12 protein-coding genes are annotated in these 14,014 nt (G+C 58.5%); 3 read left to right on the forward strand and 9 right to left on the reverse strand.

Annotated elements, in window-relative coordinates:
- Positions 1-42: 42 nt before the first annotated feature.
- The 7 genes from gltX to QEZ49_RS05865 form a co-directional block, all read right to left on the reverse strand.
- Positions 43-1,410, reverse strand: a complete 1,368-nt coding sequence (gene gltX / locus QEZ49_RS05835) for a glutamate--tRNA ligase (RefSeq protein WP_280385004.1) — start codon at positions 1,408-1,410, stop codon at positions 43-45.
- A gap of 269 nt (positions 1,411-1,679) precedes the next feature.
- Positions 1,680-3,062 carry a porin gene (locus QEZ49_RS05840; RefSeq protein WP_280385005.1) on the reverse strand — a complete coding sequence of 461 codons (1,383 nt, stop codon included), beginning with the start codon at positions 3,060-3,062 and terminating at the stop codon, positions 1,680-1,682.
- 281 nt (positions 3,063-3,343) lie between these two features.
- A complete protein-coding gene (locus QEZ49_RS05845) occupies positions 3,344-3,793 on the reverse strand; it encodes a porin (RefSeq protein WP_280385007.1) in 450 nt (149 codons plus the stop codon).
- On the reverse strand, positions 3,793-4,761 hold the full coding sequence (locus tag QEZ49_RS05850; RefSeq protein WP_280385009.1) for a porin: 969 nt from the start codon (positions 4,759-4,761) through the stop codon (positions 3,793-3,795). Before QEZ49_RS05850 ends, QEZ49_RS05845 begins: the two co-directional genes overlap by 1 nt.
- A gap of 397 nt (positions 4,762-5,158) precedes the next feature.
- The gene (locus QEZ49_RS05855; protein WP_348534794.1) at positions 5,159-5,698 is read right to left on the reverse strand and encodes an XRE family transcriptional regulator; all 540 of its coding nucleotides are present in this window, start codon (positions 5,696-5,698) and stop codon (positions 5,159-5,161) included.
- A gap of 605 nt (positions 5,699-6,303) precedes the next feature.
- Positions 6,304-7,755 (reverse strand): sugar transferase, encoded by a 1,452-nt coding sequence (locus QEZ49_RS05860; protein ID WP_280385013.1) that lies wholly within the window; start codon positions 7,753-7,755, stop codon positions 6,304-6,306.
- Between the two features lie 214 nt (positions 7,756-7,969).
- The gene (locus tag QEZ49_RS05865) at positions 7,970-8,329 is read right to left on the reverse strand and encodes a hypothetical protein (protein WP_280385015.1); all 360 of its coding nucleotides are present in this window, start codon (positions 8,327-8,329) and stop codon (positions 7,970-7,972) included.
- Between the two features lie 406 nt (positions 8,330-8,735).
- Here QEZ49_RS05865 and QEZ49_RS05870 point away from each other — a divergent pair, with 406 nt between their 5' ends.
- The 3 genes from QEZ49_RS05870 (at position 8,736) to QEZ49_RS05880 (ending at position 12,832) form a co-directional block, all read left to right on the forward strand.
- Positions 8,736-9,557, forward strand: a complete 822-nt coding sequence (locus QEZ49_RS05870) for a CpsB/CapC family capsule biosynthesis tyrosine phosphatase (protein WP_280385017.1) — start codon at positions 8,736-8,738, stop codon at positions 9,555-9,557.
- Positions 9,558-9,588: 31 nt separating this feature from the next.
- Positions 9,589-10,137, forward strand: coding sequence for a J domain-containing protein (locus tag QEZ49_RS05875; protein WP_280385018.1), 549 nt, complete (start codon positions 9,589-9,591; stop codon positions 10,135-10,137).
- A gap of 205 nt (positions 10,138-10,342) precedes the next feature.
- Positions 10,343-12,832 carry an EAL domain-containing protein gene (locus QEZ49_RS05880; protein WP_280385020.1) on the forward strand — a complete coding sequence of 830 codons (2,490 nt, stop codon included), beginning with the start codon at positions 10,343-10,345 and terminating at the stop codon, positions 12,830-12,832.
- A gap of 160 nt (positions 12,833-12,992) precedes the next feature.
- On the opposite strand, the gene QEZ49_RS05885 is transcribed toward QEZ49_RS05880, so the two are convergent.
- Both QEZ49_RS05885 and QEZ49_RS05890 read right to left on the reverse strand, forming a co-directional pair.
- A complete protein-coding gene (locus tag QEZ49_RS05885; RefSeq protein WP_280385107.1) occupies positions 12,993-13,340 on the reverse strand; it encodes a zinc ribbon domain-containing protein YjdM in 348 nt (115 codons plus the stop codon).
- Between the two features lie 430 nt (positions 13,341-13,770).
- Entirely contained in the window at positions 13,771-13,971 is a 201-nt protein-coding gene (locus QEZ49_RS05890) for a hypothetical protein (protein WP_173953884.1), read from the reverse strand.
- Positions 13,972-14,014 lie beyond the last annotated feature (43 nt).

Here is a 14,014-nt window from a genome sequence, read left to right on the forward strand (position 1 = left end):
CGTGGCACAACCCGCTTTGCCCGGGCGCGCGATGCAGCGCCTTCAGGCGCGCTCGCCCCTGAGACGCGCTGCGGCGCGATTGCGGCCAATCAACGGCAACAGCGCCTTCAATTCCGGACCATCGTTGCGCCCCGTCAAGGCCATGCGCAGCGGATGGAACAAGCCGCGGCCCTTGCGCCCGCTGGCGGACTTCACCTTCGCGATCCAGTCATCCCACGTTGTATCGGACCATGGTTCAGCGGGCAGCAGTCCGGCAGCAATGTCGGTCAGCTCCCGATCTTCAATTAGCGGATCGGTTCTGTCAGCCACAACGCGCCACCAGATCGCGGCATCGCCAAGCACACTGATGTTGCCGCGCACGGCCAGCCAGAACGCCGCGTCACCGCCGACACCAAGATCTGCCAGCCGCGCGGCAACCTCATCATAGGGCGTTGCATGCAGCAGCCGCGCGTTGAGGCTTTTCAACTCCTCCGGATCGAAGCGTGCGGGAGCAGTGGAAATCTTTGAGAATGCAAACCGCGCAGCCAGTTCGTCGATATCGGCCACCGCCTCGATCGCATCGGATGTACCGATCAGCGCCGTATAACTCGACACCGCCATCGGTTCGATACCGCCTTCGCGCAGGCTCTCGATCGAAAGCGCGCCAAGCCGCTTGGACAACGCCGCGCCATCGGCGCCGACCAACAGGCTGTGATGCCCGAACGCCGGCGGCACCGCGCCCAGCGCCTCGAACAACTGCAACTGCACACCCGTGTTGGTGACGTGATCTTCGCCCCGAATGATGTGCGTAATCCCGAACTCGGCGTCATCGACAACGCTGGTGAACGTGTAGAGGAAGCTGCCATCGGCCCGGATCACCACCGGATCGGACAATGAACCGACATCTACGGTCTGGTCGCCGCGAATAAGATCGTTCCACGATACAATCGTCGGCAGCGGCGTGAGGCTGCCAGTTTCGCTGTTGTCCAGCCGGAAGCGCCAGTGCGGCCGGCGTCCCTCAGCCGCTAGGGCCGCGTGCTCTTCCGGCGTGATCTTCAAGGCCGCGCGATCATAGATCGGCGGCATGCCGCGCGCCCGCTGACGCTTGCGCTTTCGATCAAGCTCGTCCTCAGTCTCGTAACAGGCATAAAGCCTGCCCTGTGCCTTCAGCGCTTCGGCCGCTGCCTCATAGCGATCCGTGCGGTCGGACTGTCGCTCCTCAACATCCCACCGCAGTCCGAGCCAGTCGAGATCGATCCTGATGCCTTCGGCGAATTCGGCTGTCGAGCGCTGCAGGTCGGTGTCGTCCATGCGCAGCATGAACGTGCCGCCGGAGTTGCGAGCGAACAGCCAGTTGAGCAATGCGGTGCGCACATTGCCAACATGCAGGCGCCCGGTGGGGCTCGGCGCGAAGCGGACTTTGACGGACATGGCGGATTACAATCGATGTGGTTGGGGTGATGCAGTGCGGTCAACGAAGTTTCCGGGCGCAGCCCGATCATAACAGCATTGGCCCCTATTGGTGGTGTCGAAAGCATCCGTCAAAAGAAGGCTGTTGTTCACGGGCGGTGCTGCTCCACCCCTCGCAAACGCGTAGCCGGAATGCGGCAAGGCCGGCGCTGATAAGCCCCGGCCCCGCCTCAAGACGTTACGGAAGCACTGCTGGCACGCAGCTTACCGCATCGGCTCCTTAAACGTGCTTACCAGTCGACCTGCGCACGGGCGCCGAAGCCCTTGATCGTCGCGCCGTCGTTTACGTTGGTGGCACCAACGTTGCCGCCGGTGATGTCAGACTGGTTGTAGTTGAACATCAGGCGGGTGTGGTTATTCAGATGCCAGTTCACGCCCAGCTGCCAGGTGTTCTGGTTGCCGCACATCGTGCAGGTGGCAATCAGGCTGGCATTGTCGCTGAGGTCAATCACGTCATAACGGGCAGCAAGCTGCCAGGCGCCGTGGCCACCCTCAAACACGGGATTGAGAACCTTCACGCGCTGGAACGCACCGTTCTTGTACGGGCGGGTTTCGCCGGTCAGGAACCAGGTACCTTCGATGTACCAGCCGCGATAGGTCAGACCGACGCCGCTAAACAGCGGCGATACGTCAGCGTGCAGCTGCGCATATTCACCCTGGATCGACCACGGGCCATGTACGTAAGCCGCTTCAACACCCCAGAAGTTATCCTGATCGAAGATCTGTGGCGTTGAGACGAAACGGTTGGCAAGATGCAGGTCCGCACCGCGCGCGCGATAGCGGAAGAACTGATCGTTGTTGGGAGCGATGTTCGTGCGGTTCTCAGTGGCACCGTCACGATAACGCCAGCTACCACCGAAGTGCAGCACACGGCCTTCTTCGTTGATCGGCGCGAAGGTCAGGCGGGCGGAACCCGTCTCTACGTCGCGCATGAAGTCTTCTTCGGTACCCGTGGTCGGGCCAAACAGACCGGCCGACAGCGTGTAGTGCTTGTCCGTCAGCAGCAGGCCGACGCCGATCTGGCGGTCAAGACCGAACGCTTCGACGAACGAGGCGCGCTCCAGGAACTCGATGTAGTTCGAGCTCGTCAGATGCTCCAGCGAGTTGAAGGTCTTGAAGTTACCGACCTGAATGGCGAAGTGCTTGCCCCAGCCGGTATACTTGAAATAGGCGTCCTTCATCGAAACAGCGTCGTTGGCGAAGTCCGCTTCGAGGATGTAGTCAACGTCACCCCACACCGTGCCTTGAACGCCAAGGCGTGCACGGCGCAGTTCCATAGCGCTGACGCTCGGGCTGCCGGTGATCGCGCGATCCTGATTGATCGCGTTGTAATCGGTCTGCAAACGACCGCGCACCTTCATCTTGAAGTTGCCGTCCTTGCTGGAAAGCTCCGGAGCGCCGCTCCACTTCACCTTCAGGTCGTTGTCTTTCTTAGCGGCCTTCTTAGATTCAGCCACTTCACGCTGCAGTTCGCGGATCTGCGCCTGCATCGCTTCAAGATCAGCTTCCACGCGGTGGATGCCATCTGCCTGTGCGCCGACACTGGTCGACATCAGCGCCGCAAGTACGCCGGCTGCAAACACGTTCCGTCCGGAATAGGATTTCCAGTTCACCTTCGCTCTCCATATGTGCCCGTTGTCGGGCATTCGCCTTGAGTGCGCGGAGAGGACGTGATTCATAATACAGCTATGTGTCAGTGGACCGTGTCGGAGCGTGCTCTTTTTACAATGCGAATCGCGTGGTTGCCTGCCACCAAAAACAACGCGCATTGGGTCGCACAGTGGATATGCCTGTGCAGAAACAGTGGAGCAGTCCGCGTGCGCGGCACGCAAAAAACGGCCGTGCCATCGCTGACAGCCCGGGGCCTTGCGAAAGTACGGGAGAGTGAAACGGTTTACCAGTCGATTTGCAGGCGTGAACCGAAGCCCTTGATCTTGGCGCCGTCGTTGACGTTTGCTCCGGCGAGGAAACCGCCTTCAATCGAAGACTCGCCATAGTTCAGCATCACGCGCGTGTAATCGTTCAGCCACCAGTTGACGCCCGCCTGCCACGTGTTCTGGATACCGCAGGTCGCGCACGCCGCAATCGTCGTCGCGTTGTCCTTCAGGTTGAGCGCATCATATCGTGCTACGAGCTGCCAGGCGCCGTGCCCGCCCTCGTTCACCGGATTGAGCACCTTCTGGCGTACAAACTCGCCTTCCTTATAAGGCCGTGTCTCACCGGTCAGGAACCAACCGGCTTCGACGTACCAGCCATTGTAACCTGGGTCCTGCCCCACGAACAGCGGCGCCACATCGCCATTAAGCTGCGCATATTCACCCTGGATCGACCACGGTCCCCACACTACGCCGCTTCAAGGCCCCAGAACGTATCGCGGTTGAAGATCGCCGGCGTGGCAACGAAGCGGTTGGCAAGGTGCAGGTTGGCGCCACGCGCCCGATAGTTGAAGAACTGATCGTTGTTCGGCGCGATATTCGTACGCAACTCCTGCGCACCATGGCGCTGGCGCCAACTTGCCGCCAGATGCAAGACGTGACCTTCGTCATTGATTGGAGCAACGGTGATGCGCGCTGCGCCGGTCTTCATGTCCTGCAGCCAGTCCACCTGATTGGAAACTGTCGGACCATAGAGGCCCGCCGCAAGCGTGAAATGATCGCGCACGTACAGGGCACCGATGCCGACCTGGCGATCAAGACCGAACGCCTCGATGAACGCAGCGCGCTCCATGAACTCGATGTAGTTGGCACTCATGATGTGCTCAAGCGAGTTGAAGGTCTTGAAGTTGCCAACGCGCAAGCGGAAGTCCGGCCCCCAGCCCGTATATTCAAAGAAGGCGTCCTTCACGGAGGTTGTATCGCTCGCGAAGTCGACTTCGAACTTGTGCTTGGTATCTTCGGCGATCACGCCTTCAACGCCCAGACGGGCGCGGCGCAGTTCGGCGGCGCTGACATCAGGCGAGTTGGTGATGTCGCGATCCTGATTGATGGCGTTGTAATCGACGTTGAGGCGCCCGCGCACCTTCATCTTGTATTTGCCGTCCTTGCTCGACAGCTCGGGCGCACCCTTCCACTTCACCTTCAGGTCAAGGTCGTCTTTCTTCTTCGCGGCCTGCTTCTCGGCCTGCGCCCGCGCCTCGGCCCGGTTGTCTTCGATCTGCTGCTGCAGATTTCGGATCTGATCCTGCATAACGCGAAGCTGCGCTTCAAGCTGATCCGTACTATCTGCCTGCGCTGGCACAACGCTTAATACCGCACCCAAAAGCGCATATGGCACAATCTGACCGGGGCGCACAAAACGCACATTAGTTTTCATTTTCATTTCTCCGCTAAAAGCCTTGCAGCACGAAACTCGAAACTGAGTTTTTGAGCCGGCGCGACGAAGCCTCCGTTATGATGGAGGGATGTTCGCTATAACATATTGTTATATAAGCTCTTTTTTGGCTGCTAACCGATTCTTGCCCTGCGCGTCGGCGGGCATTTTAAAAGTCTGGGCGAAGCCTGCGGATAAAACAGAAGGTGTGGCCGAAACCGATCAGAACGGCTGCTATTACGGCTATTTCGACCACTAAAAGATCATGACTGCGACAGCGCAAATACGCCCACTGCCGCAAATGAATTTGCGTCTTCTTGGAAACAGAAATTATGGTTGCTTAATTGAATTGGCGAATACGCATTGGCTCTATCCAAAGAGCTGCGATTCCCCGTGCAATTTACAAATTCGTCAGGCGTGCTCTGACGAGGTAAAAGCGCGTCTCGCCATCGAAAATGTTTCGCAGGCTGCGCGGACTGTCAGTTTCCACAACATACGCTGCATCGCCTTCTTCCAGCAGAAGCGGCGCGTTATCATCGCCAACGGTCAATTCTACGCGTCCGTGCACGATGACGAAGCTTTCGGCAGTAGCCTCAGCTCGCGATGGCAACACCTCTGAGTGGTCAACAGCAATGCTGCCCTCGAAAATGTCCGCCGACATCACATTGTGTTCCGGCAGCAGATTTCTAAGCGTGAAAGATCCACCCGCCGACGACAGCACAGTGGCGTTTTTGCGCGTGAGCACAACAGTGCGGCGCGGCTCAGGCGGCGCAATCAGCGCTGACAATTGGACATCGAGCGCATCCGCAACCCTTTTCAGCAACAGGATGGTTGGCACGCTCTGTCCGTTTTCGATCTGACTGAGCATCGCCCTGCTGACATGCGCACGTTGCGCGAGACGCTCCAGCGAGTAGCGGCGGCGGGTTCGCAAACCACGCACGCGCGCTCCAATTGCCAGCGGAAGCGCAGCTTCGACCTCAGATCGCCCGTTAACGTGCGCACTGCGTCGGCGATTTACTGAGTCGTTGCCGTCCATTGCCCCCTCGACCAATCGCAAGCCGCCGTCCACCGGCATTACCGACGGACACGTGCAGCCCTCAATGCAAGGCAACGCTAGCGGCGCGATGAACGCGACCGAACCAACAATTCGTTCTGAGCTTATCCAAATGGCGAGAATGAAGCCGCAGGCCCGCGGCAATGCTGGCATTCGTGTGCAGGCCAGTGGCCAGGCCGGAAAATCGACGCACCGATACAGCTTGACCCGCGTCTTACCGTGCGAGTTGAAAATGACATCCCAACAATTGAAAATTATGCGCAAAGGAGCGTCGCGCGCATTTTCACTGGTCTTTGGGTCGAGAACTGCTCCCTCAGTGCAACCGTCGGGGAAATTTGCAAGCGGCAAAAAGCGGTAAGCTACGGGGCCGAAAAATCAGAGAACACGAAATGCAGTGTAGAGCGGCATCGCAGGACACGCGCCGCTCCAGTTCGCTGACGTATTTTGAACGCAACGCAGTGCCCTACGCCCGCGCTTGCCAGAGCCTACGGCTACACGGCGTCGCGAACCTGACGACCATGCAAATCTCGCCAAGCCGCGTCGATAAGTTGTTGGTCCGTGCGCTCACCGAAAAGGATCATCGGCACAGTACGCAGCACTATTTTCAGGTCCGTGAGCAATGACGCATTGCGCACATACCAGATGTCCAGCGCCGCCTTGTCTTTCGCCGATATGTCCCGGCCACCGGCAACCTGCGCCCAGCCAGTCAGCCCCGGCCTTACCAGCAGCCTGCCATCAAACTCCCTGCTCTGATCTATCGGAAGCAACGGGCGCGGCCCGATGAACGCCATATCCCCAACGAGAATGTTGTATAGCTGCGGGATCTCATCCAACCGCGTACGGCGCAAAAAGTATCCGATGGCCGATGTCCGCTGGTCATCGGGAATACGCCGGCCACGGTGATCGTGAGCACCCCGCATGGTGCGGAACTTATAAACCCGGAAAGGCCGACCGTGACGACCGGGCCGCTGCTGCCAAAACAGCACCGGATACCCCACGTCAAATGCGACTAGGAGCGCGATGGCAGCGCCCAGCGGAAGCACCAGCAGCGACAGCATCAACGCAGCAGCGAAATCGCATATGCGCTTCACAAGGAAATACGGTCGGCGCGCGCACTGTTCCAGTGCAGCCATTGTCGTCGGCAGATTTTCGACATCAGCGGCAGCTTCATTTTCGCTTGCCGGAGGTGGCCCAACCAGCCCCAATCGCTCCGCAATGAAATCAACCCGGATATTGGAGTTTTTTTCGACGGCAAGTAGCGCAGCGCGCGCGTCTGCAGAAATGTCGGTGAACGGCAGCAGAACCAGAATGCGATCAACGAAGATCCCGTGCACTTCCAGACGGTGCAGGACATCGCTCACCTCTTCCGGAACACCCAAAACCGGATAGCTATGCAAATGGCGGCCACGCTGTCGGTCGTTACGACCGAGAATGCCGGCGATTTTGAGATTATTCTCCGAAAGCTGACTTGCGGCGCGGAGGAAAAGATCGGTAAGCGCACTTACCCCGACGAGCAAAACAGTTTCTTCGGAATTGCTTGCGACCGGCAGCACCTGCGATGCCGCGGTTGTGCCGCGTCGTGCGTGGCGCACGCGAATCCAGACCCGGGGCCCGACCAGCATCACTACAACGAGCACAGCCTGCATGATCGGCAATGAGCGAGGAACGTCGTCCAGCCGCTGCAGCAGGAACGTGGCAACCATCGCCAGTACGACTATGGCGAGGCTCGCGGCAACGATCCGCAGATAGTCCACCATGGCACTAAACCGCCATATAGTCCGGTGGCTACCAAGCACAACCAGCACGACAAATGCCGCTATGCCCGATGACGCGAGATAGGGAAAAAGGCCCTGCAGCCGCTCAACAGACAGCTCCAGATTATCCCGCAGCAGAAGGGCAAAAACAGTTGCGATAACAACCAGCGCAACATCCACCACAAGCATTATCAACTTACGCGCGCGACCACCAAAAATAGAACGCTGAACCACAACGCAACCTCAGAACTACAAAATATAAGTCAACAATATAAACCTATTGAATTGCAGACTAAGTCCGCAAATGCTTTTTCCATATCCGTGCGTAGCGCGAAGTAAAGCCGCCAAGTCAATAGCGCTAGAAGCCCTGGCGCATCCACCAAGGCTCCCTGGAACGCATGCGTTATGGGCTGGCCGGCTTGTCGCTTGAATTGTTGGAGAGAACGATTGCTGCGGTCACCGCGCCTGCAACCAAGCCGCCGCCGAGCAGCAAGTTGGTCATGTCAGTACCCTGACAGGCACTCGGAGCCGGAACCGTCACGTTCGTACCTGCGCTGACAGTCACCGTGCATCCATTCGCATACACGATCTGAGCACTCGACTCTGCGCCTGCCCAGACAAGGTCGCCTGTTCGCACGGTTGTTGGGACGACGACAGCCGATCCGTTTAACGTAACACGCCCCTGCTGAGGCTGAAGTGTAGCGGCCTGAGCGATGGATGCGGCCGCAAAAAATACAAACGCCACTGAAAACACTGTACGCATTACAATCCCCTCGCCCCGACACAAAATACCAGTCGAGGCCTGCAAAATTCGACACGCGACTCATACTGGAACACCACAATCTCTGCTGGCAACAATTTTTTAACTCGCCAGCAACTGCCCGCCTCCAAGTGTATCCAAATGAGCACTGCAGTCTCTCACTCAGGGCCGCCACCTCAGAATTTTCACCCGTACTATCGCGCACTTAGACACTCCGCACCGGCCCGTCATTGCCGTTAACCTCTCGGAGAACCGCGCCATTTATCTGCAATAATAAACCCATCAATTTTCGTCCCGGAGCTCGCGCGCCCCGTCCGCATTGTCCCCGACGCCGTTGTCAGTGCATGCGCGAGAATGTACGCTGCGCATATACTGCTTGCGCCAGTTTTTGATTGTTGGCTCCACCTATATGATTGATTTGCATAGTCATTTATTGCCAGGAATCGACGATGGCGCCCCAGATCTGGATGCGGCACTTGCAATGGCGCGCGCATTCGTTGCCGATGGCATCACCATTGTCGCCTGCACGCCCCACATTTTACCCGGCCTTTATCCGAATACAGGCGCCGACATTCTTCGCCGTGTTGAGTGGCTGCAGGGCGTTCTGGACGATCACGCTATTCCACTGCGCATCGTTGCAGGTGCGGACAATCATATGGTGCCGGATTTCGTCGCCGGGCTGCGCTCAGGACATTTGCTGCCGCTGCACAACAGCCGCTACGTGCTGGTTGAGCCACCACACCACAACGCGCCGCCGCGAATGGAGGAGTTTTTCTTCGACCTGCTGGCGCACGGATACGTACCGGTTCTCACCCATCCCGAGCGCCTGAGCTGGATAAACCAGCGCTATGGCGCAATCGAAAAGCTGGCCGATGCCGGCGTCTGGATGCAGATAACGGCCGGCTCGGTTCTTGGAACATTCGGACGTGGTGCGCGCCATTGGGCTGAGCGCATGCTGGATGAAGGGCGCGCCCATATCTTTGCAACCGATGCTCACGATGTCACGAAGCGCCCTCCAAACCTGTCAGCGGCACTGCAGATGGTGGCAGATCGCGTGGGGCGCGCGGAAGCGGAAAACCTGTTCTTTGTTCGCCCTCGAGCGATCCTGCTAAACACTCCGCCCTCAGATCTTGAGATGCCCGCGCACCGCAAGCCGACCAGCCAAACCGCGCGGGCGGATGCCTCATACGCCGGCCGCCGGGTACGCGGCTTCTGGCGGATGTTCCAATGACAGCGCCGGGCGCATCTGGAACATGCCGCGAATGAACGATGGCGCCGCTGCGTTGAAGCTTGCACTTGAGCTGATGCACATGCCTTCGCGCGTGCGTTATGTCCGCGCTGCGCCGCTGCCCGATGGGCTCGATGACTTACTGTGCATCGCGGCGGGCGACGAAACCAAGGCTCAGCACGTCGCTTCAGTGCTGGAGCGCGAATCCGATCTCATCACCGCCGCTGCGCGCTTCTTTGTCGAACAGATCCTGTTGGCGCCGGACGCCGATTGCTACCGCATGCTCGGTGCCGAACAAACGGCGAGCGGTGCCAGCCTGCGCCGCAACATGGCGCTGATCCTGCGCGTGCTGCATCCGGATGTAGAACGCGACGGTCTCTCAGTTCTCGCGGGCCGGGTCATCAGCGCATGGGATCAATTGAAGTCGCCGGAAAAGCGCCAAGCATACGACCAGCAGCTGGCTATCCGAGGCAACACGCACTCCAATCATCGCAGACGCATGCCTGCGCGCATCAGAAAACGCCAAACATCCAAGACAGGCTGGCTTCGCAAGCTTGCCGCTGCCTTTGGCCGAAACCGCTGAAGCGACACCTGCGCCCCAATTGCACAGACCGATGCGTGAATAGCCCGTTTAACATCGTATCAAGATGTTTCTTCAAACCCACTTCATACTTCGCACACTTCTGCCGCATGCACTGCAGCGCGCAATATTAATCGTTGATGTGCATGGATAGCGACCTTCACGGGATTCAAATCCTGAGACAGCATTCGCGGCGGAACACGTAAAGATGTTTGAAATACTTGGGTGCGTTGCATTTCAGCACAATGCCTGGCTTGTGGCTGCCGCAGCAGTCATCTGCTGCGCCGGGTCATGGGTTACAGCTCATCTGTTCGAGCGAACCCTGGCAACCGTCGGCACACAGCGCATCGGCTGGTATTTCCTAACCGCTTTGACAGCAGGTGTCGCAATCTGGTGCACGCATTTCGTAGCGATGCTCGGCTATGAAGCCAATGCTCCGGTTGAATTCGATCCCGCGCTGACGCTCGCGTCGCTACTGATCGCAGTATTTGGCGCTACGCTCGGCTTCCTGATTGCGGGCAGCAAGCTGACGCGTCTGGCGCCGATAGTCGGCGGTGGCGTTGTCGGTCTGGCTATTGTTGTGATGCACTACACCGGCATGATGGCCTATCGCGTTCAGGGCGTTGTGGCGTGGAATCAAACCTATCTTATCGCTTCCATCATCCTGGCTGTTTCGCTGTCGGCAGCCGCATTGCATTACGGCGTGCGCCGCACCAAGCACTCCGGCAACATCATGGCTGCACTGCTTGCATTAGGCATTGTCGCGCTGCATTTCACAGGCATGACGGCGTTCAAGGTCGAGCCTTTGATGCTGCCGAACGCCGCTACGAACTCGGCCGCATTCAGCAGCCTGGCGCTCGCGATCACCTGCATGGCAGCGCTTATTGTCGGAACCGGCCTTACGAGCTTCCTCATCGACGGCAGCGCCCGCGCCGAATCCGGTGAAGCGTTGCGCAACATGTCCAACGGACTGTTGATGGTCGACAAGAACCTTCTCATTCGGCTCTACAATGATCGCCTGATGGAACTCCTGGACATCTCTCCGGAAGATGTCGCTGTTGGCATGCCATTGGGACAGTTTCTGCAGTTAGTCGGCACGCGCACCGGAATGGATGCAGTGCGCACGCAGCGGATCATCGACAACCACAATCAATGGATCGCGCAGAACGGCATCACGCGCGTTGAACATCACTTTGATGACGGAACAATCGTCAGCATCGCATGCCGGCCGATGGCCGGCGGTGGCGCCATCCTTACGTACGACGACGTCACTGAAGCGCGCGAAGGCCAGAAGAAGATCGAGCACATGGCCTTCCACGACATGCTGACCGGGCTTCCTAACCGCGTCTGCTTCAACAAAAGACTGGATGGCGACCTGCGGACAGCACGCGACAAGGACGGCCGGTTTGCGTTGATCGCCATCGATCTAAACGGGTTTAAGGAAATCAACGACATTCGTGGCCACAGCGCCGGAGACCGTGTTCTGGTCGCCCTGGGGCAGCGGATGGAGGCGGTGCTTGGTGAAACTGATTTCGTCGGCCGGATCGGTGGCGACGAGTTCGCGGTGCTGCATCGCATCGTGAGCGAAGTAAGCCTCGTCGATCTGCTCGGACGTCTGGAAAAAGAGCTCTTCAAGCCGATCACGGTTGAAAGCAATGAGATCCTGCCGGGCGCCAGCATCGGCGTCGCGATTTATCCCGATCACGCCAGCAACGTGCCCGATCTTGTCAGCAACGCCGACCTTGCGATGTATCGCGCGAAGCACGACGTTGTGAGATCCGTTTGCTTCTACGACGCCTCCATGGATGAGATGGTGCGCGCACGCCGCAATCTTGCATCCGATTTGCGTCTTGCGATCGAACGCAATGAACTGACGATCTATTACCAGGTGCAGACTTCAGTCCACACCGGCGACATTACGGGCTACGAAGCGCTGCTGCGATGGAAGCATCCTGAGCGCGGCTTCATCCCGCCCAGCGAGTTCATTCCGCTCGCGGAGGAAAACGGCCTTATCTTGCAGATTGGCGAATGGGTTTTGCATGAGGCCTGCCGAACGGCAGCCGGCTGGGAGCCGCCATATAAGGTTGCGGTGAACCTGTCGGCCGTCCAGCTCGCCCACGGCGGACTGCCCGGCTATATCATGCAGGTGCTGCTGGAAACGGGCTTGCAGCCCGAGCGCCTTGAGCTTGAGCTGACGGAGTCGGCCATCCTCAGCGACAAGGAACGCTCGCTGCATGTGCTGCGCCAGATAAAAAATCTCGGCATCAACATCGCGCTGGACGATTTCGGCACGGGGTATTCGTCGCTTGATACCTTGCGAACCTTCCCGTTCGACAAGATCAAGCTCGACCGCTCCTTCATGCTGGATGTTGAGGGCAATCCGCAGGCGAAGGCCATCATCCGCGCAGTGCTGGCTCTGGGCAAAAGCCTCAACATTCCTGTTCTGGCCGAGGGCATCGAAACCAGCGACCAGATGACCATTCTCACTGTTGAGGGTTGCGACGAGGCACAGGGTTATCTGCTTGGTCGCCCGGCGCCGCTCGATCATCTGCTGAAGAGCGGTCAGATCACACTGCTGGATTTGAAGAACTATGAGGCGCTAGCTGCTGCCGGTCGTCAGATGCGTTCGCAGATCACACCCACATCCGATGAAATTGGCACGCCCGAAAGTACGCTCAAGGCTGCTGCGGGCCGGTGAACCGGATCTGGTCAGCCGCCCGACTATGAACGTTGAATACAAAACAAGCGGCCCGGCTTGATTGGCGATTGCCGCGCTGCCATCGTCCAGCCAGAAGCATCTCAAGTCCGGAGCGCTGTCAAAGAAAGACGCGCTCCGGGAATGACGACCGCCAAAGCCCTCAGGCTTTGCGTACAAATTCCGACTTCAGGCTCATCGGCCCGATGCCGTCGATCTTGCAATCGATGTCATGATCGCTATCGACCAGACGAATATTCTTCACCTTGGTCCCCATCTTGATGACCTTGGATGAGCCTTTCAGCTTCAAATCCTTGATCACGGTCACCGTATCACCGTCCTGAAGAACGTTGCCTGATGCATCGCGATAAACTTTTTCGCCGCTAGCCCCCTCATCAGCGGCGACCGCATCCGGCTGCCATTCGTGAGCACACTCAGGACAAACGTAATGCCCGCCGTCCTCGTAAGTGTATTCAAAATTGCATTTCGGGCATGGCGGCAGCGTGCTCATTGCATTTCCTAGGCTGAAGCTGAACGTTGTTTGGCTATAGCAATCGGCCGCAGCGCTTGTCCAATCGCGGCGGAGAACAAGAGCGACGCTTCGCTGGTTGGCCAGCACGCGCCACACACCGGCGGCACAAGCGAGCGGCAAGCAGTCGGCAACATGCGTGAGTAATGCGTGCTGTACGGTCGTCGCTTGCAAGTACTGAAGGCACGGAAGCACAGGCCCACAGAGCTAACCGATCGCGATGCCGACTGCCGATCGCATCAATCTGCTGCCAGGGGCAAAGCTGCACTCGAAATGCGACCACCTCAGCGGGCGGGCATGAAAAGTATGCCCGCGGGGTGCCTTCGCTGTGCCTCTGCCATCGCCGCGCCTTAAGCAAAGCTGCGCAGGATGGACTTGGTTTTTTATATAATATCGCTAGCTAGAAAAACGCTCAGTCGCGTCCCTGGGACGCTGCCATGCACTCAGCAATGAGATTCTTCTCAAGTAGGGTCAATTCCTCTGGAACCCGCATTCCAGCCTGGCGATAGCCGAGAATCTTGGCCCGCACTCTCGCGTAGCCCTCTCGCAGATCGTCCAGTTGCTCCAGCTCCGAACTGAGCTGAGCGATTTCGCCTTGCATTTGTTCAGACATTACGCGGCCTTTTGCCCTCGTTGTTCCTGCCTTCTTCCAGCCT

Origin of the sequence: Hyphomicrobium sp. D-2 (genome assembly GCF_029872155.1) — a bacterium.
Classification (GTDB): domain Bacteria; phylum Pseudomonadota; class Alphaproteobacteria; order Rhizobiales; family Hyphomicrobiaceae; genus Hyphomicrobium_A.